This window comes from Eubacterium sp. (genome assembly GCF_057858645.1).
In genome coordinates this window covers 107,114-131,322 of sequence record NZ_DBLZZO010000004.1, presented here as the reverse complement: position 1 = coordinate 131,322, position 24,209 = coordinate 107,114, and the positions used below count along the sequence as shown (strand labels likewise).

Annotated in this window: 23 protein-coding genes; 1 reads left to right on the top strand and 22 read right to left on the bottom strand. The window is 33.7% G+C overall.

The annotated features are described in order from the left end of the window. Positions 1-52: 52 nt before the first annotated feature. The 22 genes from ACZM4J_RS02660 to ACZM4J_RS02555 all read right to left on the bottom strand — a co-directional run bounded on the left by ACZM4J_RS02660 (position 53) and on the right by ACZM4J_RS02555 (position 22,537). On the bottom strand, positions 53-976 hold the full coding sequence (locus ACZM4J_RS02660; RefSeq protein WP_428244892.1) for a DMT family transporter: 924 nt from the start codon (positions 974-976) through the stop codon (positions 53-55). Between the two features lie 44 nt (positions 977-1,020). Further along, entirely contained in the window at positions 1,021-1,647 is a 627-nt protein-coding gene (locus ACZM4J_RS02655) for a histidine kinase (RefSeq protein ID WP_022165503.1), read from the bottom strand. A 27-nt stretch (positions 1,648-1,674) separates the two neighbouring features. Next, positions 1,675-2,664, bottom strand: coding sequence for a helix-turn-helix transcriptional regulator (locus tag ACZM4J_RS02650; protein WP_489485560.1), 990 nt, complete (start codon positions 2,662-2,664; stop codon positions 1,675-1,677). 11 nt (positions 2,665-2,675) lie between these two features. Further along, a complete protein-coding gene (greA, locus tag ACZM4J_RS02645; RefSeq protein WP_022165505.1) occupies positions 2,676-3,173 on the bottom strand; it encodes a transcription elongation factor GreA in 498 nt (165 codons plus the stop codon). 161 nt (positions 3,174-3,334) lie between these two features. After that, on the bottom strand, positions 3,335-4,696 hold the full coding sequence (locus tag ACZM4J_RS02640; RefSeq protein ID WP_412621809.1) for a citrate/2-methylcitrate synthase: 1,362 nt from the start codon (positions 4,694-4,696) through the stop codon (positions 3,335-3,337). Between the two features lie 20 nt (positions 4,697-4,716). Continuing rightward, entirely contained in the window at positions 4,717-5,595 is an 879-nt protein-coding gene (locus tag ACZM4J_RS02635) for a diacylglycerol/lipid kinase family protein (RefSeq protein WP_022165507.1), read from the bottom strand. Between the two features lie 106 nt (positions 5,596-5,701). Beyond that, positions 5,702-6,511 carry a glutamate 5-kinase gene (gene proB, locus ACZM4J_RS02630; RefSeq protein ID WP_022165508.1) on the bottom strand — a complete coding sequence of 270 codons (810 nt, stop codon included), beginning with the start codon at positions 6,509-6,511 and terminating at the stop codon, positions 5,702-5,704. A 102-nt stretch (positions 6,512-6,613) separates the two neighbouring features. After that, positions 6,614-7,492, bottom strand: coding sequence for a YitT family protein (locus tag ACZM4J_RS02625; protein WP_428244893.1), 879 nt, complete (start codon positions 7,490-7,492; stop codon positions 6,614-6,616). 139 nt (positions 7,493-7,631) lie between these two features. Continuing rightward, positions 7,632-7,850 (bottom strand): hypothetical protein, encoded by a 219-nt coding sequence (locus ACZM4J_RS02620; protein WP_022165511.1) that lies wholly within the window; start codon positions 7,848-7,850, stop codon positions 7,632-7,634. A 22-nt stretch (positions 7,851-7,872) separates the two neighbouring features. Next, a complete protein-coding gene (locus ACZM4J_RS02615; protein ID WP_489485558.1) occupies positions 7,873-9,102 on the bottom strand; it encodes a transglutaminase domain-containing protein in 1,230 nt (409 codons plus the stop codon). A gap of 30 nt (positions 9,103-9,132) precedes the next feature. Next, complete coding sequence (locus tag ACZM4J_RS02610; RefSeq protein WP_489485557.1) at positions 9,133-10,908, bottom strand: tetratricopeptide repeat protein; 1,776 nt, start codon at positions 10,906-10,908, stop codon at positions 9,133-9,135. A 156-nt stretch (positions 10,909-11,064) separates the two neighbouring features. Continuing rightward, on the bottom strand, positions 11,065-12,330 hold the full coding sequence (locus ACZM4J_RS02605) for a glycoside hydrolase family 16 protein (RefSeq protein WP_489485555.1): 1,266 nt from the start codon (positions 12,328-12,330) through the stop codon (positions 11,065-11,067). A gap of 198 nt (positions 12,331-12,528) precedes the next feature. Further along, positions 12,529-13,518 (bottom strand): 2-hydroxyacid dehydrogenase, encoded by a 990-nt coding sequence (locus ACZM4J_RS02600; protein WP_302689443.1) that lies wholly within the window; start codon positions 13,516-13,518, stop codon positions 12,529-12,531. 128 nt (positions 13,519-13,646) lie between these two features. After that, positions 13,647-14,312, bottom strand: coding sequence for a V-type ATP synthase subunit D (locus tag ACZM4J_RS02595; protein ID WP_302689442.1), 666 nt, complete (start codon positions 14,310-14,312; stop codon positions 13,647-13,649). 283 nt (positions 14,313-14,595) lie between these two features. Then, a complete protein-coding gene (locus ACZM4J_RS02590; RefSeq protein ID WP_117998584.1) occupies positions 14,596-15,972 on the bottom strand; it encodes a V-type ATP synthase subunit B in 1,377 nt (458 codons plus the stop codon). 1 nt (position 15,973) lies between these two features. Continuing rightward, on the bottom strand, positions 15,974-17,746 hold the full coding sequence (locus ACZM4J_RS02585; protein ID WP_022165517.1) for a V-type ATP synthase subunit A: 1,773 nt from the start codon (positions 17,744-17,746) through the stop codon (positions 15,974-15,976). A 24-nt stretch (positions 17,747-17,770) separates the two neighbouring features. Next, positions 17,771-18,088: a V-type ATP synthase subunit F gene (locus ACZM4J_RS02580; protein ID WP_022165518.1), complete on the bottom strand. Its 318-nt coding sequence runs from the start codon at positions 18,086-18,088 to the stop codon at positions 17,771-17,773. Beyond that, positions 18,081-19,049, bottom strand: a complete 969-nt coding sequence (locus tag ACZM4J_RS02575; protein WP_022165519.1) for a V-type ATPase subunit — start codon at positions 19,047-19,049, stop codon at positions 18,081-18,083. The genes ACZM4J_RS02580 and ACZM4J_RS02575 overlap by 8 nt, the downstream gene beginning before the upstream one ends. Positions 19,050-19,075: 26 nt before the next feature. Beyond that, positions 19,076-19,669, bottom strand: coding sequence for a V-type ATP synthase subunit E (locus ACZM4J_RS02570; protein WP_022165520.1), 594 nt, complete (start codon positions 19,667-19,669; stop codon positions 19,076-19,078). A 40-nt stretch (positions 19,670-19,709) separates the two neighbouring features. Beyond that, complete coding sequence (locus ACZM4J_RS02565; protein ID WP_022165521.1) at positions 19,710-20,198, bottom strand: V-type ATP synthase subunit K; 489 nt, start codon at positions 20,196-20,198, stop codon at positions 19,710-19,712. A gap of 2 nt (positions 20,199-20,200) precedes the next feature. Beyond that, positions 20,201-21,781: a V-type ATP synthase subunit I gene (locus ACZM4J_RS02560; protein WP_489485565.1), complete on the bottom strand. Its 1,581-nt coding sequence runs from the start codon at positions 21,779-21,781 to the stop codon at positions 20,201-20,203. A 447-nt stretch (positions 21,782-22,228) separates the two neighbouring features. Next, on the bottom strand, positions 22,229-22,537 hold the full coding sequence (locus ACZM4J_RS02555; protein WP_022165523.1) for a hypothetical protein: 309 nt from the start codon (positions 22,535-22,537) through the stop codon (positions 22,229-22,231). 401 nt (positions 22,538-22,938) lie between these two features. Here ACZM4J_RS02555 and ACZM4J_RS02550 point away from each other — a divergent pair, with 401 nt between their 5' ends. Further along, complete coding sequence (locus ACZM4J_RS02550) at positions 22,939-24,045, top strand: fibronectin type III domain-containing protein (RefSeq protein ID WP_489485553.1); 1,107 nt, start codon at positions 22,939-22,941, stop codon at positions 24,043-24,045. The last annotated feature ends 164 nt before the right edge of the window (positions 24,046-24,209 follow it).

Genomic DNA, 24,209 nt, shown 5'->3' with positions numbered 1-24,209 from the left:
ATATTTTATCACAGTAAATTCCATATAAAAAGAGATTTATCCATATATTTCCTTACTTATTTTCACGATTTACCACGTAAATTCCTGCACACACGAGAATAAGTGCAATTACTGTCTGGATTCCTAACTGGCTCTTCTCCTGCAAAATTATAAATGACAGTACAACCCCAAATAAAGGATTCATAAATTTATAAGCTGAAATCTTTGATACGTTATTGTATTTAAGTAAGATACTCCAAATTGTATACGCTGCCGCTGAAATGAATCCCATATAACAAAGAAGTATCCAGCTATATGGTGCCACACTGTTTAATCTACCTCCTGCTATGAGACCAATTGTTGCCATGACAACGCCACCAAAGAAAAACTGATAGCCACTAAGCATTACAACATCGGTAGTCTTTGAAAATCTTTTAATAAAAGATGACGAAAACGCAGATGATATTGTAGAAATCAAAATAAAGCCTTCACCTAAAAGAGTAAAACTCAAATCAAAACCATTTCCAACAACATTTACGATTACAATTCCTAAAAATCCTAAAACACTACCTATAATCTTTTTCCCTGTTAATTTTTCCTGTTTAAAAATAAGACATGATATAAGTATTGTTATAAAAACCGCCGAACCGTTAATAATGGAAGACTTCACTCCTGTAGTATGAGCAAGTCCTATATAAAACGGCACATACTGCAATATTGTCTGAAACACGCTTAACGTTGCTATTTTTCCGGGACTTGATGGCTTGATAAATTTTCTGTTTATTATACTGAAAGTTATTATTACCATTGCCCCTGCAATTGCAAATCTTGTTCCGGCAAATAAAATCTGAGAAGCTGTCTCTCCACTTTCTATTCTAAAAAATTTGTAACCTAGCTTTATACACGGAAAGGCCGAGCCCCAAAGCAAACAACATACCCCTGCTAAAAGAATTACTATTGGCGTCCATGATAATTTGATTTGTTTGTTATTCTCCATTGTATTACCGCTTTGCATAATTTTATTATTTTATCCTTCCGTTCTTATTCATTTCTTTCTACTACTGTCACTTTATCACCATATTTTTTTAGAATCTCCAAGCTGACTTTTCTATAGCTTTCCAATATGTCTCTTCTAAAATTTTTTTTCATTATACCGCTTTTCATATATCTTTTATTAAATAAATTTCCGTTTTTGAAATCCCTAATCATAAGTTCAGGTCTTCTGTCTATAAAATATATTTCATCTGCCATATCAAGAAATTTAGACGGTACCATGTTTTTTACACCAATACCGCTTATCTTCTTAAACTCAGGATTAATACTGTCAAATCTTTTGATGTTAATAGATGTAAACACATCAATGTCATTATCTAGTAACAGTTCAATTATTTCATAAATATAACCATGATTTTTCGACCTCATGCCCATTTCATCCAGCACAACTATGTCCGGTTTTTCTTCTAATATCTGTTTATATGAAAAACCTTTTCCGTTATAAATTGCGCTATCTATATGATTTTTTTCTTTTATTAATTCGATATTTCTATGACCACCATTTAGAAAGCCAATTAAAACTTTTTTACCTTTTGCCTGCTCCGCCATTGCTTTTTCAAGCATGGCATAACTTTTTCCGGCTCCCGGTGTATAACTTGTAAATATTTTTAGCATTTAACTCTCCAATTATTTAATTATTAATTACTTATATTGTTCCTTAAGTCTCTCGGTTATTTGTTTAACTTCATCAACTACACTTTCAGGTTCAAGTATTTTGGCACCATCTCCAAGTCCTATTATCCAACCTAAAAACATGTTGCTTACTTTTACGTTTACATTCACAACAAATTGGTCCACGCCTTTTGGAATAATCATAATATCCTGACCAAATCTGTCAATTACAACTCCAATAAGCTTGTTGGCAAATTGTATTTTCACACGTTGTTCATCACCTGTAAACATACCAAAAACTTTCTTTGCATATTTTGCTGCATCAAATTCCTCAAACTCTTCTCGTCCGTCTCTTGCTTCATCTAGTATTTCTATTTTTCGCATTTTATCAACACGGTAATGTTTTATGATTCCACTATTTCCATCAAATGCAACCAGATAATAATTTTCATCATCCCAAGCCAACGACCATGGACTAATATCATTCTTGTGACCATTCTTTCGCAAAACCATCTCCTTTGAAAGATTCCACTCATAATAGTCAAATTTTATTTTTCTGTTTTCGTTAATTGCAAGATTTAATTCATCCACATTGTAGTAAACATTTTCGTAATTTGTTTTTATACGATTACTTACAAAAACCTGTCGTTGTAACTGCTTTGCCTGATAAACACTGGCTAAGTTTTCTATTTTCTTTATTAACTCACTGGACTTTTTTGCAGATATAAATTTTGACGCCTGAACAGCATCAACTAACAGTTTCAATTCCGGCAACTGAAAATCACGATCCAAAAGAGTATAATAATAATTTCCATCTTTCTTCGCTTTTGAAATTTCATAGCCATATTCTTTTAGGGTATTCAAATCAGCATAAACAGTTTTTCTTTCTGCCTTTATGCCATGCTCTGCCAAATAGTCTATAATATCAGATGTTGTTACACCATGTTCCTCATCTGTTTTGCTTTTAAACAAGTCAAGCAACACTAAAATTTTCTGTTTTTGATTTTCAGATTTTGCCATATTCCTTCTCCTTAGTAAGTTCTTATAGTATCTGTTTCTTCTTCTCCGGTATTTACGATTTCTTTTATGACTACATAATAACTATAGCTGTCATTTACTTTTATTTCAACTCTATCTCCCACTTTGTGTCCCATAATTGCTGCTCCAATAGGTGATTCATTACTTATTCTCCCCTTAACAGAGTCCCCGCGCATTGTACTTACAATCTTAAAAGTTTCTTCTTCATCATCTTCCTCAAAATAAATCTTTACAGTATTATTTAAGCCTACTTCATCATCTTCTGACTGGTCTGAAATAATTGTTGCTGTTTTCAAAATTCTTTCAAGGTATCTAATTCGTCCTTCGTTTTTATTTTTGTCTTTTTTTGCTGCATAATATTCAAAATTTTCACTTAAATCTCCCTGGGCTCTTGCTTCTTTTACAGCCTCAATTGCTTCTTTTCTAACAACCAATTTTCTATGTTCTATTTCTTCTTTAATCTTATCTACATCGCTTTGTGTTAATTTCATTTTAACTTCCTCCACTTTCTTAATCTCTATCATTAAGCACTATTAAACACCTAATCTATATTGTACTATTCATTGCCGGCTCTGTTTTCGGCTTTACACTTTCACAAGCCTATTATAAAAGCCACACTATATAAAATAGCATGGCTTTAAACTTTGTCAATTTATCTTTCGCTAATACTCTTATATTCATTGAAATCACAGTTGCTTACATAAGCAGGTCTCATAATCTTATCAGCATTAACTAACTCTTCTATACGATGAGCACTCCAACCTACGATTCTTGCAATGGCAAACATAGGTGTAAACAATTCTTCCGGTATATCAAGCATACTGTACACCAAACCACTGTAAAAGTCTACGTTTGCACTAACACCTTTGTACATTTTTCTTTCTTCAGCAATTACTTCAGGTGCTAAATGTTCAATCATGCTATATAAAGCAAAATCTTTCTGTCTACCTTTTTCATTAGCAAGTTTCTCAACGAATGACTTAAATATTTCAGCTCTTGGATCAGAAATTGAATATACTGCATGGCCCATTCCATATATAAGACCTTTTTTGTTAAATGCTTCTTTATTAAGTATTTTTCTTAAATATTCTTTAACTTCTGTTTCGTCCTTTGTGTTAGATACATTTTTCTTAATGTCCTTAAACATTTCAACAACCATTATATTAGCCCCACCATGACGTGGTCCCTTTAAAGAAGATAGGGCTGCTGCAATAGTTGAATATGTATCCGAACCTGATGATGTAACTACCCTTGTTGTAAAAGTTGAGTTGTTTCCGCCACCATGTTCCATATGAAGAACTAACGCCAGATCTAAAACTTTTGCCTCTAAGGCTGTATATTTTTTGTCAGGTCTCAAAATTCTAAGCAAATTCTCACTTGTAGAAAGCTCCGGCTTTGGTCTGTGAATATACAAACTCTTGTTTCTCTTATAATGATTATATGCCTGATATCCATATACAGATAGCATTGGGAATAATGCAATTAACTGAATACACTGTAAAATAACATTTTCTAATGAAGTATCTGAGACATTTTTATCGTATGATGCCAATGTAAGAATACTCTTGGTTAATGAGTTCATAATATCTGAACTTGGTGCCTTCATAATAACATCTCTTACGAAGTTAGTTGGAAGTCTTCTACAGCCTGCTAACATTTTCTTAAATTCCTTTAACTCGTCTTCATTTGGTAAATTACCAAACAGTAACAAATAAGCTGTTTCTTCAAAACCATATCTTCCTTCTTCCATAAATCCCTTAACTAAATCTTTAATGTTGTATCCTCTATAATACAAACTTCCGGGACACGGAACACTTTTACCATCTACAATTTTCGATGACTCAATTCTTGAGATATTTGTAATACCTGTTAAAACACCTTTTCCGTTTAAGTCTCTTAAACCTCTTTTTACACCATACTTTGTAAATAATTCTTTGTCTACACTATCGTTTTCTAAGCACACTTTGCTGTATTTTTCTGTAAATTCATAAATATCTTCTTTTTTTAATGTCATAAATACCCCTCTTACTTCTTTTAATATATAAAATTAACTGCATCGTGAATTACTTTAAAGTCTATTATTGCATGGCCATTTTCTTTTTCACCGTCTAAGGACCAGTCAATATCTGTAGAGTCTGTAATTCTTGCTTTTTTTATTTGTTCTAAAGTTATTTTACCTGTAAATTTCTGTGTCAGTATTTTTACTACTAAATGACAAAATTCGGCAATATTCTTTGGAAACTCAACTAGCATAAGTTCGAATACCCCATCGTTAAATTCTACTAAATTTTCATCAAGTTTCATAATGCCCCCAACTTTGGTCGCATTATTTATTGCCACAAATATATATTTTCCTTCATAGGTTTTGTCTTCTAACTCGATTTTTAGCTTAAGACTTCTTATATGAAACAACTCTCTTGCTCCATGCAAAATATAAGCAAAATGCCCTAATCTGTTTTTCATCTGCTGGGGAGTTGAATAAGATGTCTTTGTAAAAATACCGGCTGATGCTGTGTAAACAAAATAACGGCCGTTAAACATACCCATATCTAATGGTTTTGCTGTTCCATTCACAATATATTCTGCTGCTTCCTTTGGGCTCGTCTTTAAGCCTAAGCTTGTAGCAAAATCATTTGTAGAGCCTGCCGGTATATAGCCTAAAGGTGTACCGCTTTCTGATTCAATAATACCCTGTATTACTTCGTTCAAAGTTCCGTCACCACCCATACAGACAACCAAATCCGCTTTTTTGCTATATTCTTTTGCTATGTTTGTTCCATCTAATCTTTTTTTAGTAAATTTAATACCAACCTTATAGCCTGCATTTTCAAAAATTTCCACAGCCTCATCTATAAAGTGTTTGTTCTTTTTTAATCCTGCTTTTGGATTAATTACAAATAACAATTTTTTCATATTAAACTCCTTAGTAACTTCTCTACTATAATATATATTTGTATGTACCCTTATTAATTAAAATTTAAAATTTTGTGAACTTGATGTCTTTTATCATAAGTAAAATTTATTCAAGCTCCAACTGTTTACTCTCTTTAGCTGCAAAAAATGTTCCTGCCTGATGGCCTTCTAACACTCTGTAAATATTCTCTGCATCACCACCATTTAAAACAATTGTGTCAATGCCTGCTTCCGTTGCAATTTCAGCCGCATGTAACTTAGTAACCATGCCTCCCGTTCCAAATTTTGAACCTTTTCCACCTGCAATCTTATATAATTCATCTGTAATTTCAGTAACTACAGGTATAATTCTTGCATATTCATCTTCGTTAGGATTTCCTGTATATAATCCATCAATGTCAGTTAAAATTAAAAGTGCATCTGCTCCAATTAATTTTGCCACTATGGCTGACAAGCTATCATTGTCACCATATACAATTTCCTCTATGGCAACTGCGTCATTTTCGTTGATTACAGGAATTGCACCTAAGTTAAATGTTTCTTCAAAAGCATTTATAAGATTTTCTCTACATTCTAAGTTGTCAACATCTCTTTTGGTAATTAAAAACTGTCCTATTGTGTGACCATATTCTCCAAACATCTTGTCATACATAAACATTAATTCGCACTGGCCTATTGTAGCAGCTGCCTGCTTTCCTGCTGTTGTGTTAGGTCTCTCTTTTAAGCCAAGCTTACCGGCACCAACTCCAATTGCTCCTGATGTAACTAATGCTACCTGCTTGCCTGAATTAACAATATCAGAAATAACTGCCACCAGTTTCTTCATCTGTCTTATATTAGCTTTTCCTGTGTCATGTGCTAATGTGGATGTTCCCACTTTTATAACTATTCTCTCCACATCTTTCAAAGTTGCCATTTTTATCCTCTCCTTAGTCTAATAACCTTTCCGTTTATTTTAAAACAATATCCTCTTTTTGTAAATTAATAAAAATTTACTTTTGTCGCGTATTTATGCATTCTATACTTCGTTAGTAAATTGTGATTTGAACCCTTCTCCAAATACCTCATTAGCTGTTGTTACTATCATAAATGCATCAGGATCAACTTCTTTTAAAATATTTCTTACTTTTACTAACATTTGTTTTCTCATTACGCACATAATTATTTCTGTTGATTTGTTAGTATAAGCACCCATGCCCTGAAGCATTGTTACTCCTATGTCTAATTCCTGAAGCATTCTTACTGATATAATTTTTCTTTGTTTACTAATTATATAAACAAGTGTTGCTTCGTCACCAACATAAATTGCCTTATCCATTGCCAGTGAAGAAACATAAATTGCAATTGCTGCAAAAAGAGCAACTTCCACATTATTAAAAGCAATGGCTGACGCAATTAAAATTGCCACATCAATAATCATGTATATCTGACCTGTTTTTATGTGTGGATGCTTCTGCTTGATAATTTTCACAATAATATCAAGCCCACCTGTTGTTGTATCCATTCTGAACAACACCCCCATTGCAAGACCAAACAACGCACCACCAATAACTGAAGCAAGCATTAAATCGTTAGTTATTGCGTCAATTTTAAATATTGCAGGGAGCGCGTCAATTGCAACTGATGAAACAATCAGTGAATATAAGGTTGATAAAATAAATTTCTTTCCAAATTTCCATGCCCCTAAAATCATTATTGGCACGTTAATTATAATAATTAACACACCAACTCCCGGCAGCATTGGAAATACTTCTTTTAATATAATGGCTATACCGGAAATTCCTCCAGGTGCCAACTGATTGGGATTTAGAAAAAGTCCTATTCCCAAACCATACATAATTGCTGATAATGTAATAACAACATATCTTACAATAAATTTTACTACTTTATTCTTCATCTTAAATCTCCATCTAAATATAATTCTATTTTTCTTAATCCCTTCCGGTTAATTCTTCTAATATTAAACTAAAAGGCTTATTATTAGAACATCCACATTCTATGAACAAATCCTAATAATAAGCCTTAAAAATAACTAATTACATTTTATCGTCATCAGGTAATTCTATTGTTGGCATGCAACAAGGCATTGGATTTATTGAATTTTCAGCACTTCCTCTTGTAACTGACTTTTCTTCTTTTATTTCCTTCGGATCTTCTTCCACTTCGTTTACCTGCACATTAATATGGCCATCGCCTTTTTTCACGCTTCCATCAAGCATTGCCACTATATCTTCTATCATTTTATCTTTGTCCATAAGAGTACCTCCTATTTATGTACTAATTCTCGATAACAAAAGTATCTGACCAGTTCGTTTTTCTTAACTTGCCTTTGATTTTTTTTGTTCCACGGTAACGTACATAATATACCTTATCGTTTTCTAAATTATTTAACTGAACAGTATTTCCTGTTGTAGTAACAGTTTGTCCACTTTTGAACTTTTTATTTACTGAGTATTCAACTGTGTATTTTGACTTTTTTGCAAGTTTTTCAAATTTCAATGTATTATCTGTAAAACTTAAAACCTTACCTTGTTTCATTGCATACTCGCAAACCTGACTTTTTTTACACATCTTCGCCTTGCCACTTCCATAAGCATTGGCTGCCATTAAATACTTGCCATAAAAAGTATCCGTTTTGTACTGTTTAAATCTTTTATGATTCTTAAACTTATCACCTTTTAAAAAGTAATGATATTTATAGTTATTCTGCAAATAAGTTGCATCCCATGTAGAATCAATGTTGTAATAATATTTGCCAACTTTTACAATATTCCATCCATGAAGCTGATTACTTGAATACCCTGGAATTAATCTTGTTTCAAGTCCTAGTTCTTTAAAGAACTTGTATGCCAAAAGGGCATATCCCTGACACACAGCTTCCTTGTTAAACAATGCGGCATAGGCTGTGTAATTAATTCCTTTGCTTGTATTTTGGGCATAGGTTACACTTTTGCAAATATAATCATATACTTTTTTTACCTTTTTGTAGTCACTGGTTTTCTTTTTCAGTTTTAATTTCTTTATAATAGATTTTACTCTTTTATCAACTTGGTTTTGTTGTTTAAGAGTAATTCTATATTTAATATTTAATCTAAAATCGTAATAATAGTATTTCTTTCCATCATTCACTACTGTATTGTAATAATACTTTGCAGAAGTGCTTTTAAAATTCCAATACATGTAGTCTCCGCCGTTGCTGTCGCTTGTTTCCCTTATCATTCTTTTACGGATTTTTTCAAAAACAACATTGGCTGAGCTTTCAGTTGTTTTTATGTACAACCGAATATTAGAATTGTGAAGCAAGGCGTTTTTTCTTGCCACATCACCTGCCTGATTAATTGTTAAATACTGCTTTTTGTTATTAACAAGAAGCTTAACATTCTCCTGCGCCGGTATCACAGCAAATTGTTCTTTTTTTTCAGCCGCTCCTGCACTGACAATCCCACTTAAAGACAGCGAAATCGCCAACAAAGCTATTATTACTTTTTTATAAATTCTATTAATCATTAGCAGCTCCTTTTAGATGCCGGGAACTTTTTATTTTGCCAGTTTTTTAAACTTTGTCTCGTATGTTACACCACCGTATCTAAGCTGTCTTAACATTTTCTTGCCACCCTTTAAAACATAATTATTTTTCTGGTTATGATATTTCTTAAGTTTGAAATGTAACTGGTATGTTCCTATTGTTATCTGTGTAACCTTATTTTTGCTACTAATTACAGTATCATATCCTAATGTCTTATTATTCTGATCCTTAATTCTTAAGCAAGGTTCTCCTTTAAACAATACAGTTGAAATATAAATTTTGAAAATCTTCTTCTCACCATTTACCGTACCTGTATGTTTCCATGTTCCTGTCCAAAATCTTACTTTGTGTTTAAACTTCTTCATTTGGTTATAAAGAGTTGCGGCCTTCTTGTTATTGCCTTTAATTGAATTAAGCATTGTCATAGCTTCGTCATACTTACCACTCTCTCCAAGTTTCACAGCCTGAGCATAAGTTGAGTCACTTAAGTTAGCTCCATTTGTGAATTTTGAAATACTGTTGTAAAGTTTTAAACCTTCCTCTGACTTACCATTATTAATTAAGGTTTTGGCATACGCATAACCATAAGTTCCATATTCACTAGCGTATGACTTGTCCTTTGCATAAACATTCTTAATAGTATTCCATGCGGTAGTATAATCCTGCTTTAAGTAATATACTTTTGCCATGCCGGCACTTGCCTTATTTACTAATGTAAAATCTGATGCCACATTGGCACTATTTTGGAATAACTTCATTGCCTTGTCGTAATCTTTGCTTTCAAGTGCCTTATTTCCATCATAGTAATCTACAAAAGCTCCTGCCATTTTACCGTATTCTGAACTCTTGTCTGTCTTATAACTTTTTGTAAAATATTCTTCTGCCTTGTTTTCATCTTTTGAATCTAAAGCCTTAAGACCTAAGTTATAATAAGCTTCTGCCAAATATCCTTCACTCTTTAAGAATCCATCCAAATCGGAAAATGACTTAGCTGCCTGTTCGTACTTCTTGTTATCAAGTAATTTCTTTGCTGCCTTGTATTTGTTATTAGGTACTGAAAATGCTGCAAAGCCACCGCCTACTGCCGCTAAAATCGCTACAACCACTACACCTGTAATGACATATTTTTTCTTTACAGATTTTCTTCTGTGGGCTTTCTTCTTTTCCACACTCTGACGTCTTTCTTCTGCATTCTTTAACAAAAGATATTTCTGTTCAGATGTTTTTAAAATCTTAGCTGAATCCTTATACCATGAAATACGTTTTAGAATTTCAATGCCGTTTCCCATGTTAATGTAGTCTTCTTTTGCCAAATCTTCTTTTGCTATAACATAATTGTCTTCATAATCTTTAAGTTTTGCTTTTGCAAAAATATCTAAATTATCAACCTCGCCTGTGCTTTCCCATACAGATTCTTCCTTTGACCAAACGCCACCGTTTTCAAAAATAATTCTGTCAATCTGTATTTTAATATCCTTTGTATTTTTGTTAAGCTTAATTGATATATCATTTCCTTTTGACTGTAAATAACCTAAAGCTAAATCAGTATAACTTTGATTTATTGTTTCCTCTTCGCCTTTTTCATTTGTAACAATCAGTCTTAAATTAATTTCTTTGATCGTTTCCTGAAATATATTTGCAAATGTCAAAGTCAAAGAAACTGATTCTTCATCTACCCCCGGAGTTATTTTTCCTTCCTGAAAAATAATAGGGCTACCATATGTCCATAGGTTCTTCTCCAAGTCTTTTGGAATATTTGTCTGTTCAATGTTCTTACTCTCTTCCATTTTTATGCCTCCTATATCAATTTCTCATTTTACCATATTTGAATGTAAAAAAAAAGAACTACCACCAAACATTTTTCAAATGTCTTAGTAGCAGTTCTCTATGATTTACTCAAATTTACTTTTTATACAATTATTAACTTTTAAGCTGAAAAAGATTTATTTTTTAATCTTTACCTTCTTTGCTTTTGACCATGCGCCGTAAATTTTCTTGCCCTTGTAAACCTTGTACGCTCTAACCTTTACATAGCATGTTTCTTTTTTTCTAAAACCTTTAAGTGTAACTTTTGTCTTTGTTGTCTTTTTATCTACATAACCCTGGAATTTCTTATTGTCACATGTACGAACAATATAACCCTTTGCAGTTTTAACTTTCTTGATTGTTACCTTAACTTTTTTGCCTTTAACATTTTTTATTGAAATTGAAGCCTTTGCAGGTTTTGCCTTTGCAGCTTTCTCTGCTGCAGCCTGCTCTTTTGCCTTTTTGTTTGCTTCTTCCTGTTTTTTCTTTTCTGCGGCAATTTCTGCAGGACTTTTTTCTTTGTAGTATCTTACATAATCGACTTCCATTGTTCTGTTCCAGCTTGTATCATAAGGTGGATTTCCCTGTGCAAGATTACCTCCACAAGCTACGTTAAACAATAAATAGTAATCGTCATTTAAAACACTTCTCTTTCCTGCATAAGTGCCAGTATTTAAATCTGCTGTTGAGAATGTTTCGTTGAAATCTGTTATTCTTACATACTTGTCTGTCCATGTGCCATATACACTTAACAACTGACCATCAATGTAGAAAGCACAAATCTTTCCATCTCTGTAACATCCATATGTATGCCATTCTGTTTTGTTATCAACATTTTTGTTTGTGTAAATGTACTGATCAGCTCCATTCCATTTTGGATAATGAATTGTACATTGAATATCTGATCTTGTATTGAAAGCTTCCATTATATCAATTTCACCACATGCAGGCCAATTCTTGCCATTAGTTCCAAGCATCCAAAATGCCGGCCAAATTCCCTTTGATGATGGAATCTTTATTTTTGCTTCAACATACCCTAATCCAATATTAACTTTTCCTGTTCCCGTAATTCTAGCCGATGTCCAATTGTATGTGGTTCCATTAGCTGTTGTTTTTTCAGTTTGCGCTTTGATTTTCATAGTTCCATTAGAGACAGAAACATTTTCTGCCTTGTAGTATTCTTTTTCATTGTTTCCCCAGCCACGGTTTCCATATTCTATACCGTTCCCAATTTGTGGTGTCCAATAAGCATCATTTAATGAAGTTCCATCAAATTCATCTGACCATGATAGCTTAAAATTATTTAAGTTAACATCTGATGGTACAGAGTCTGCTGCTGAAACACCAACACACATTGCAAGTGTTGCAACCATTGAAGCTGCTAACAAAACTATTTTTCTCATTATATGCCTCCTAAAATCTAAAACCCTTTCGTAAAAAGAGAGTAACATATAAAAATGTTTTTATCATTATTGGCTAAAAAATGATACCCTTTTCTAAAAAAAATGCACCTTATCTAAATATAAAAAACTGGAGATTTCAGATGCTCTGTTTTTAATAAACAGTGCTAATCCTCGTCTCCGGTTCTTTATAAGTGTATGCTATTTTACAATGTTACTTTCAATTAAATTGCCTTCCATAAAAGATTTTGCATTCTCCATTGTTGTGTAACTAATTGCCTCTAATGCTTCATCTGTTAGGAATGCCTGATGAGAAGTTACAATTACATTTGGGAAAGACAATAATCTTGAAGTAATTGATGACTCTAAAATATCATCTTCTCTGTTTTCAAATACATTGTCCGTTTCCTCCTCATAAACATCCAAACCTACGCTGTGGAATTTATGCTCTCTTATTCCCTTTATTAAGTCTTCTGTATCAATTAAGGCTCCTCTTGATGTGTTTACTAAAACAACATTATTTTTCATTTTCTTAATTGTCTTTTTGTTTATCATATGGTAAGAATCATCTGTTAAAGGACAGTGGAGCGATATCAAATCACTTCTCTCTAACAGTTCGTCCAATGTTACATACTCAACAAAATCAAGGTCAGGGTTTTCATATATGTCATAAGCAATAACTTTCATGCCAAAACCTTTGCATATACGACACATTGCTGCACCTATTTTTCCTGTACCGATTATACCTGCTGTCTTGTTATGGAAATTAACACCTGTTAATCCTACCAGACTAAAATTATTCTCTCTTACCTTAATGTATGCCTTATGAATATGTCTGTTACATGCAAGAGCCAAAGCCATTGCGTGTTCAGCAATTGCCTCCGGCGAATATCCCGGCACTCTTAAAACTGTTATACCCGCCTGTTTACATGCCTTAATATCCACATTATTAAAGCCTGCACATCTTAGAAGAATCAACTTAACTCCATTTTCAGCCAAAGCTTTTATAACATTTTCATTTAAATTAGAATTTACAAATGCACAAACTCCTTCAAACCCTTTTGCATATTTTGCAGTTGCCTCCGAAATATCTGAATCTGTGTATTCTATTTCTATGTTCTTATATTCTCCGGCTACCTTGTCAAAAGACTCTTTGTCATACTTCTTTGCATCATAAAATAAAATCTTCATAATATGCCTCCTACTGCCTCTTTCATAGATTTGTACTTTGTCTGATGATTAAACCCTGGTATTACTACTTTAACCTTATAAAGAAAAGTATAACATTTTTCTATTTTTTGTATGTTGCAAATGCAACATTACCCATAATTTTCTTTTCTTTTTTCCTGAATATTTTCTTCAATCATCATATCTTTAACTTTCATTAGACGAATTTGTGTGCTTCGTTCATTTTCATCTAATTTCATTGTTATATATTTTATATTGTCCAAAGCTTCAGGAATTATTACATGCTCAAGCGCATTTACCCTTCTTCTCGTTTTTTCTATTTCTGATGCCATTAGCTGACAGGATTTTTCTACCTGAGCAAGTTTTAACATATCTTCAAACACAGAAGATAATGAATATACTGCATCGTCTAAGTCTCCTGCTGTAAAAGCATATCCGTAAGAGTAAATGTCATTTCCCTTAATATCATTTTTTGTCTGAAATTCAGGAATTTCGACACTCATAACGTTTTTAAACTGCTGCTTTATTTCTAAAGTTTTCCCAGTAGCCATTAATGCGGTGTTTAACACCTGTTCACTCATGCCCGCTCTTGCTATCGCAAATTCCATATTAGCAGCTTTTAATCCTTTTTCAACCTTTAATCTTAAGTCCATGTTTTCTTTTATTAAATCCATAAACTGACGAACAAGTTCGTCTCGTTTATCTTTTAAAAGTTTATGGCCTCTTGTGGCTGACAAAAGTTTCTTTTTTTGTTTTGTTAGTTCCATACGGGTTGGATTCACTCTTGTTCCTGCCATACTCTACCTCGCTTTAAAATCCGCTACTTCATTCAACATTCCTTTTCAAGCGATATTCAATTTAACGAAAGCACGCTCCCGCTGCTTCCACCTGGTAGCGGTTCTATTAAGCCCACTTTGCTGCCTTGATGAACCGACGGGTTCCAAGCACTTTCTTTTAAATTTGAATATTGCTTGAAAATATATTGTTGAACGTAACTATTTAATTTGGTTTTAAAATAATCATGCTTATACTTTTTAATATCATTGTTATATGATTTGATTGGATTTTATTCTACATTCTCTATTTGTTACCTTTGTAGTATTTTTCTAAATATTTGTCGTCTATTCGTTTTAGTTCTGATTTTGGTAGCATTGATAATAGTTCCCAACCTATGTCCATTGTTTCTATTATGGTTCTGTTGGTATCATAGCCTTGTGATACATATTTTTTCTCGAACTCATCTGCAAACTTGGCATATATTAAGTCTATGTCGGATAAAGCTGCCTCGCCTAAGATTGTCATTAGTTCTTTGGCATCTTTTCCTCTTGCATAAGCTGAGAATAACTGGTTCATTACGTTGCTGTGATCTTCTCTTGTTTTTCCTTCGCCAATACCTTTGTCTTTTAATCTTGATAGAGATGGTAAAACATCAATTGGTGGTGTAATGCCTTTTCTATATAATTCTCTGCTTAAAATGATCTGACCTTCTGTGATATATCCTGTTAAGTCAGGGATTGGATGAGTCTTGTCATCTTCAGGCATTGTTAAAATAGGTATCATTGTTATACTACCGTTTGAGCCTTTTCTTCTTCCTGCGCGTTCATATAAAGTTGCCAGGTCAGTGTACATGTATCCCGGATAACCTCTACGTCCCGGAACTTCTTTTCTTGCTGCTGAAACTTCTCTTAAGGCATCAGCGTAGTTTGTAATATCTGTTATTATTACAAGAACATGCATGTCTTTTTCAAAGGCTAAGTATTCGGCTGCTGTTAGTGCCATTCTTGGTGTGGCAATACGCTCAACTGCCGGATCATTTGCCAGGTTCATAAACATTACTGTTCTGTCAATTGCCCCTGTTTCCTTAAAGCTGTTTACAAAATAATTTGACTCTTCAAATGTAATACCAACTGCTGCGAAAACTACTGCGAAAGGTTCATCTGTTCCTATAACTTTTGCCTGTTTTGCAATCTGCGCTGCCAGGTTAGCATGTGGCAAACCTGAGGCTGAAAAAATTGGTAGTTTCTGTCCTCTAACCAATGTGTTCAAACCATCAATTGCAGAAATACCTGTCTGAATAAATTCTGACGGATAATTTCTTGCTGCCGGATTCATTGCAATACCATTAATGTCTTTTCTTTCATCAGGTAGAATGTCCGGTCCTTTATCTATTGGATTTCCAAGTCCGTCAAATACTCGACCAAGCATATCCATTGAAACTCCAAGTTCCATGCTTCGTCCAAGAAATCTTACTTTACTGTTAGAAAGATTAATACCTGTAGAAGCTTCAAACAACTGAACTAATGCGTTAGTTCCATTTACTTCCAATACTTTACAACGACGGGTTTCACCGTTTGCAAGTTCAATTTCACCTAATTCGTCATAAGTTACCCCTTCAACATCTCTAACTAACATTAAAGGGCCGGCAACTTCCTGAATAGTTCTATATTCCTTTGGCATATTAGTCTTCCTCCTTACTTAAAGCATTTGCGATTTCAAGAGATAACTGATTATTAATTCTGTCAAATTCACTCTCAATATTATCTTCGTGTGTATATTTAAAACGACCAATGGCTTCTCTTACAGGCATTTTTATAAGGTCATTTATATTTGCACCTTTGTTTAGTGCATCCATTGCCTCCTCATAAAATCCCATAACCATTTTCATCATCATGTCCTGTTTTTCCAAAGATGTATAAGTGTCAACTTCATGGAACGAGTTCTGATGTAAATAATCCTCTCTTATGGAACGGGCAGCTTCCATTTTCAAACGGTCAGGTGCAGACAAGGCATCCATACCTACCATTTTTACTATTTCTTCCAACTCTGCTTCTTCCTGAAGTAAAGTCATTAACTTTTGTCTTAAAATAAGCCAGTCCTTATCAACATTTTCCGTAAACCATGAACCAATACTGTCAATATAAAGTGAATAACTTGTAAGCCAGTTAATTGCCGGGAAATGTCTCTTGTAAGCCAAGGCTGAATCAAGTCCCCAGAATACTTTTACAATACGAAGTGTAGCCTGTGATACCGGTTCTGAAATATCACCACCTGGAGGTGATACGGCTCCAATAACTGACAAGGCTCCGTCTCTGCCTTCTTTTCCAAGTGTTACAACGTCACCTGCTCTTTCATAAAACTGTGCAAGTCTACTTCCTAAGTATGCAGGATAGCCTTCCTCACCGGGCATTTCTTCAAGTCGGCCTGACATTTCACGAAGAGCCTCTGCCCATCTTGAAGTTGAATCAGCCATAAGGGCTACTGAATATCCCATATCTCTAAAATATTCTGCAATTGTTATACCTGTATAAATTGAAGCCTCTCTGGCTGCAACAGGCATGTCTGATGTATTAGCAATTAAAACTGTACGTTCCATTAACGACTCACCTGTTTTTGGATCTTTTAACTCAGGGAATTCATTAAGTACGTCAGTCATTTCATTTCCACGCTCACCGCAACCAATGTAAACTACAATGTCTGCCTCTGCCCATTTTGCCAGCTGATGCTGGATTACTGTTTTACCACTACCAAAAGGTCCGGGAACTGCTGCCACACCACCTCTTGCTATAGGAAATAATGTATCAACAACTCTCTGCCCTGTAATTAATGGCTTGTTAGGATTTTTCTTTTCCTTATATGGACGGCCTTTTCGTACAGGCCATTTTTGCATTAATGTAATTTTCTGCTCACCTTTTTCAGTTTTAATTGTGGCAACTACATCTGTAACAAAATAATTTCCTGACTTTATGCTTGTTACTTCACCTTTTACTCCGTATGGAACCATGATTTTCTGTGTAACTACAGGAGTTTCTTTTACTGTACCTAAAATATCTCCTTCTTCAACTACATCTCCAACCTTTGCAGTTGCCTCAAAATCCCATTTCAATTCACGTTTAAGAGATGGGACCTGAACTCCTCTTTCTAATAGGCTACCTGACACTTTCATAATGTCATCTAACGGTCTTTGTATACCATCATATATACTTCCAATTAGTCCGGGTCCCAATTCTACAGACATAGGCGCTCCTGTTGAAACTACAGGTTCACCGGGACCAAGCCCTGCTGTTTCTTCATAAACCTGTATTGACGCCTGATCACCATGCATTTCTATAATTTCACCAATTAGTTCTTTGTCACTAACACGAACCACATCAAACATATTGGCATCACGCATTCCATCAGCAATAACCAATGGACCTGCCACTTTTCTGATTACTCCCTTGCTATATTCCATATTCTGTCCTTTCCGGTTCAAATATTATTTTCCAAAAACAATATCTGAGCCAATTGCCTTTTCTACCGAATCCTTAACTCCTTTAACTCCTGCGCCTGTGTTGCCTTTAACTCCCGGAATTAAAATAATTGCCGGAGTAACTAATTCACTAAATTTTTCAATTTCACTTTTTATTTCTTCCGCCAGCGATTCAGTAATATATATTATCGGATAGTTTCCATTTGCCAGCTTTTTAAGTATTGCTTCCGCCTTTGCCTTTTCATCCACCGGGTAAATATCAAGCCCCAATGCCTGAAAACCATATATACTATCGTAATCGCCCATTACTGCTACTTTAAGCATACATTTCCCTTACCCTTTCTTTTATAAAGTCATTGTCAAAACCGTTTAACTTTCCTGACATGATAATTTTCACTGTTTTAATTTCATTTTCTCTTGCAATAACATACGCAACTATTGGACCAACGGAAAAAGAATTATATTTTTCACTTTTTATATCTTCAATAATTTTGTTATCGCACCAACATTCAAAAACTGATTTTGATTTTTTTAGTGCTATTGCAAGGTCCCCAAAGCCTGAATTTTCCAAGTATTCAAGAACGCCTTCAAGGCCACCGTCAACTGCTTTTATTAAATCAGTTATGCTTACTCCGTTACATGGAACAAGGCATTTTTTTACAAACTCGCTGTCCTTTCCTGTTGCTGCACATCTTACGGCAATTTTGATATTAGCAATTGTCACCTGAGAATCTGCGTATTTTCTAATTAACTGATTATCAGACTCATTGCCAGCCTTTTTTATAGCCTCTAAAGTTACCTTATCAATTAACACATCACACAACTGACCGTTGCCTGATTTTAAAAGAATCTCAGTTGCTTCTTTTGCAACTCCTGCCATGTTATCAGGTAGTTTGCCGTATTCTCCCTGGCGAATTACATCCTTTAAGAATTCAGGTTCAATCTTACAGCCTGCCATAAAAATATTTTCCGTTTCATCTTCTGTGCAAACCTGTTTTATTGCTGCCTTTAAATTGTGGAACTCATCCTTGATTGTCAGTATGGAAACTACTTTTTCATCTTTTACCAAATCATCCAAAACTCTTTTCGTCTTCTCTGATTCTTCATTAAGCATATGTTCCAAAGTTTCATCTAAATGACCGTCTCCCCAACCTTTGTCTCTCAAAAAAGTCATGCACTGGTCATAGGTTTCCAAATTCAACAAAGCCTGTATTGTGTCATTGCCAAACAAACTACTTTCAAGGGCTCGTATTCTTGCAACACCGTAGGTATAATCCATTTCCATAGTGTTTCCTCCTAATATATTTTCTCCTATCCAAATAGTTCTCTGTTAGCTATGTCTTTTAACCTGTCTAGCTGACCATTAAACAAAGCTTTAATCTGACAGTTTTCTTCAATGTCTCCGTAAACAAGAACAAAACCGTTTTCTACATTGTCCCTGCTATCTTCAATGGTAATACTGCCATTTTTTTCTTTTGCTATCTTCTCTATTTTCTTAACAAAATCTTCAGGCATTCTGTCTTTGTCGCTTGTGCTAATGTACATTACACCCGTGCCACTTTGCACATTTTTATTAAATAACTTTTCAAGAAAATCAAAATATTCTGTTGTGTCTAAATTTTCTATTTTGCAAATTGCACTTTCGATTACATCGTTTATACATTTTTGTTTATTATTTAGAATTGCATTTCTTTCTCTAAAACCGGCAGAAGATTTTGTTTTTTCTTTGTATAACTTTCTTGAGGCAAGAGATTTTTTTTCAAATCCCTTAATTTCTTTTTCAATCTCAATTTTTGCCTCTTCCATCTGTGCATTACAGAAATCATCTGCTTCTTTTAAAATAGCATCTGCTTCTTCTTTAGCACTTGCCTGGATTTCTTTTATAATATTATTCAATCCACTCATACACTTCTCCCATTTACTCTAATATGTTAATGTGTAATTTTTATAATGCGATACCGTTAATTGCAAGGAATGAAATAAGTAATGCAAGAATTGCATAAGTTTCAACCATTGCAGGGAAAAGCATTGCCTTTGCAAACTGTTCCGGTCTTTTTGCTATAATACCAATACTAGCGGCTGCTGTTTTGCCCTGATGTTTTCCAGAAACAAGACCAACAATTGCAATTGGTAAACATGCTGCCAAAATTTCAAGTCCCTGTAACGCTGAAATACTTACTGCATTTCCACCGATAATTCCGATTTTTGATAAAGTTACGAAGCCAATTAACAAACCATAAAGTCCCTGAGTACCAGGTAGTAACTGCATTACTAATACTTTAGCAAACTTTGATGGATCTTCTGTCATAACGCCTGAGGCCGCCTGACCTGCCGTACCTACTCCAATTGCTGAGCCCATACCTGCCATTAGCACTGCAAGAGCCGCTCCTAATAAAGCATAAAATAAACCTAAATTATTAAAAAATTCTCCCATAACTAATTCTCCTTTACTTTCACGTATTTTGCATTTTCCTTAAATGGCTTAAACTCTCTACTTCCACCTTCAAAGAATTTTCCGAAAAATTCCACATACTGAAGTCTGTTTGTATGAACATAAGCACCTAATAAATTAATTGCCATATTAAATGTGTGACCAATAATGAAAATAACAATAAACATTATCACACCAACTACCGACTTGCCGCCCATGGCTGCCATTGTATTAATAACCTGTGCAATTACACCTGTCGCAAGTCCCAAAGCCAAAAGTCTTGAGTACGATAACAAATCACTAAGCCAGCTTGTTGTATCATAAAGACTATATGCTCCAAGTAGTAATCTCTTAACAGGGTTCTTTGTTCTTCTTCCTGCCATTAAAAGTATTCCAACCATGCCACCAATAGCCATAACCTTTGCCAGCATATTAGCCCAAGCCGGAAATACTATTGTTGTTCCTGCAAGAGATGCAAAAATTGATGTTGGCACTAACAATAAAATTAAGCCTATTAAAAATACATACCAAAGCACTACGTCACATACAAATGACATAACATCTTTTTGCTTTATCATCATGTAGCCTTTAATTCCAAGGCCAACAAACAAATGTATAATTCCGAAAATCATGCAATAAATCAACATTCTCATTGGTTGCTCTATAGGAGTAAACCACAATGCAGGTATTGTTATTTTTACACCAAAGAAGGTGCTACCAATAGCAGTTATTGCATCACCAAAATATCCACCAAAAAGTATGCCCCATATTAAAGTTGAAATTCCACAGTTCTTAAACATTCGTAATGTTTTCCCCATGGATTCTTCCATGTTAGGAAACTTTTTAAGCGCCCATAAACAACCAAGAAACATAAGCAAGCCGTAAGCTGCATCACTTAACATTATTCCAAAAAAGAAATAATAGAAAAATGCCGTAATTAATGTTGGATCAATTTCTGTTTTTGTTGGATAACCAAAAGAAGTTACAACTCCTTCAACTGCTCCTGCTGTTTTACTGTTAGATAAAAGAACAGGTACATCTTCGTTATCCTTTGGTGCTTCCACATCTATTGCCACAGTATAGTCATTTTCCAAGTTCATTCTTAAACTTTCAATCTCTTTCTTTGGAATAAAACCTGTAACAAAAAATGTATGTTTTGTTTGAAGAATTTCTCCCAAAGCTCTATATTTTTCAGCTCTGATTGTGTAATAATCTGAAATTTCCTTTAGTTCAATTCTTCTTTCACTATATTCTTTTATTTTATTTTTGATTTCCTGTATTTCATTATCAAGAATAGTAATAACTTTTTCTCTCTTTTTTACCGATTCTTTTGGAAGATGGCTTGTCATAATAGGGGGTCTGTTAAAGCCCAAACCTCTAAGTGCCTTCTCCGTTTTTTCTTCATTCTGTTTCAGAAATACTACTGCTATATAAGTTTGAAACTTATCTGAACTTAAAATCTGAGCGTATGTTAATTTTGGCAATTCCTCCAAACTCTCTAATCTGTTAATCAATTGATTCTCCGTATAAGTTCCTAAAATAGTTCCAAGTAAAAATCCTGTTTTCTTTGTTCCTTTATAATTCATTGGAACATCAAGTTCTGCCCATGGCTTAAGGGCTTCTATTTCATCATAACGTCTCGCCTTTTCAGCAATCTTTTCATCTACTGCTTTGTTTAACTGAATAATATCTTTTGCCACATTCATTATTTCCTGTTGATTTTCAGTAGACTTCTTAAATTCACTTATTTCAATTTCTTTCTTTCCTTCTAAACTTGAAAACATTGATGTTTTTTCCGGATAGAATTTTTCAAGAATGTTAAGTGCATTTTCCGCTAATGCCGCATTCCTTTGAAAAATCGAAATCTGTGTTGCTGTATTTACTTTTTGAAAAACAGAGTCTTTATTTTCAGTTTCATGTATTTCCAGACAGCCTTTTCTCTGTAAAAATTCAAGAATTTTCTTTCTATCCTTTTTTAAAGCACAAATGTTTATTTTGCGCATTTCTAAAACTGCCATAATACCTCCTAACTTTTAAGCCAATGCCTGTATTACTGCTTTAATTGCGTTGTCCGTCCTTTCTTTTGCCAAATCTCTAAGTTCCATTACCTTCATTTGGATTTCCTTGTCCATTTCCAAATCATAGTTGTTACATTCTGAAACTACCTCATCCATTGCCCTCTTAGCTTCTTCCTGAACCTTCATTAGTTTTTCTTTTCTAAACTGTGCTTTCCTTGAATCTAATTCTGCCTTCTTTCCTGCTGCGTTGTCCATTGCCACCTGAATCTGCTTTTCAGCTTCCATTTCAGCTACACGTACAGCATCAATAGTTTCTTTAATCATACTTATCCCTTCCTTTCTAAAAACCTTCGCTTATACTCCTCCTAAAGTTACATTATAAATTTTATAATAGTCTGTCTCTTTTTTATATACAAGTTCCAATTTATGGCAATTGTATATAAACCTTACAAATTGTATATTTTGTCTTTTATCCGTACCAAATTCTTGTTTTATTATATCATAATTTAATTTTTTTATGTGGTTATTTTTAACATTATAAGAGAATTGCTGTGGGGATTAAGACCTGCTAATGTAATTTTTAAGCCTATATTTTCTTTGTTTTTCGCTACATTGTAACATTTTTATTCTATTTTGTAATATTTTTGTAATATTTGTATTGATTTTGCAATAAGTATGTGTTAGTATATGGCTAATTCATTCAAGAAAGAAGGTTAAGAATTAATATGAGCAGAAAAATACATATCATACCATCACTAACAATGTCGTTAGTTCTTATGACATGTGTAATTACAAAAGCAAATGACAATTCTAATAATACAAATATTTTAATTAACGAAAATGCAACGGCTACAAGCCATACTAATGGAGCAACAACTCTCACAAACATTGAAGCAACCACTAATGAAAATACTACAACTAATACGTATGACACCTTTGCCCCTAAAACTTATGTTAAAGGCATTTCCGATACAAAAACCGGAATCAAAATCACTTGGAAAAAGGTCAATGTTTCAAAGTACAAAATTTACCGAAGCAAAAAAAAATCAAAAGGCTACAAGCCTGTAAAAACTATTAAAAGTAAGAAAACTACAAGTTACACAGACAAAAGTATAAAGAGTAACACAACTTATTATTACAAAATAAAAACATATAGTACAAACACTAATACTTCAGTTTCTAAGCCTGTAAAATACAAGACATCTTACAAGAAACTGAAAATCAACTTTAATAAACAGTTAAAGAAATTAATTACCAATAATGTAAACAAACATTATCCATGTAATGTTTTAGTGAAAAAATATGTTGAGTCATCTGGCACAAAAGTTAAAACTTCAAAGGAAGTTACTAATTTAAAATTACAGGGCAGCCCTACTGCTAACAGTTGGAAAAACGGCTACGCAAAAGTTTCTTATACTTATTCATTAAAACAAAGCACTTATAAGAAATCAGGAAAAGTCAAATCCACTACATATCCTGTTAAATCATCAGGTTTAACCCACACTGCTGTTACTTCTACTAATGATATGGATTCATTAGATGCGGGAGATATCATTGCCTATAGTAAAGGTGGCCGGGCAACACACGTTGCTGTCTATATTGGTCGCTTTGATTCTAAATCAGACCTTGTTGAATATTTAAACACTGAAGTTGGAATTAAATGTTCAACGAATACAAGTTGGATTAAGTCATGGAATGGCAACTGCAAGCACTGGGTTATCCAGGGTGGTATGGGAAATGGTAATCAGATTTATATTTGTAACAACGCTAACACTACTACAACCGGTAGCGGAGCAAGCACAATTTCTCATTCAATTTCATTGTTGAAATAACACCAGTGTATTACTCAATAATAATAAATGTTAAGTAACTACACAATTTTGTAACTATATTCATAGTTTCATAAAAGTAAAAAAGAACCACGGCAATAACTATATCCGGAATTTTTTCTAGTTATGGTTATTCCCTTGGTTCTTTTTTATATGCTATTTTTTAT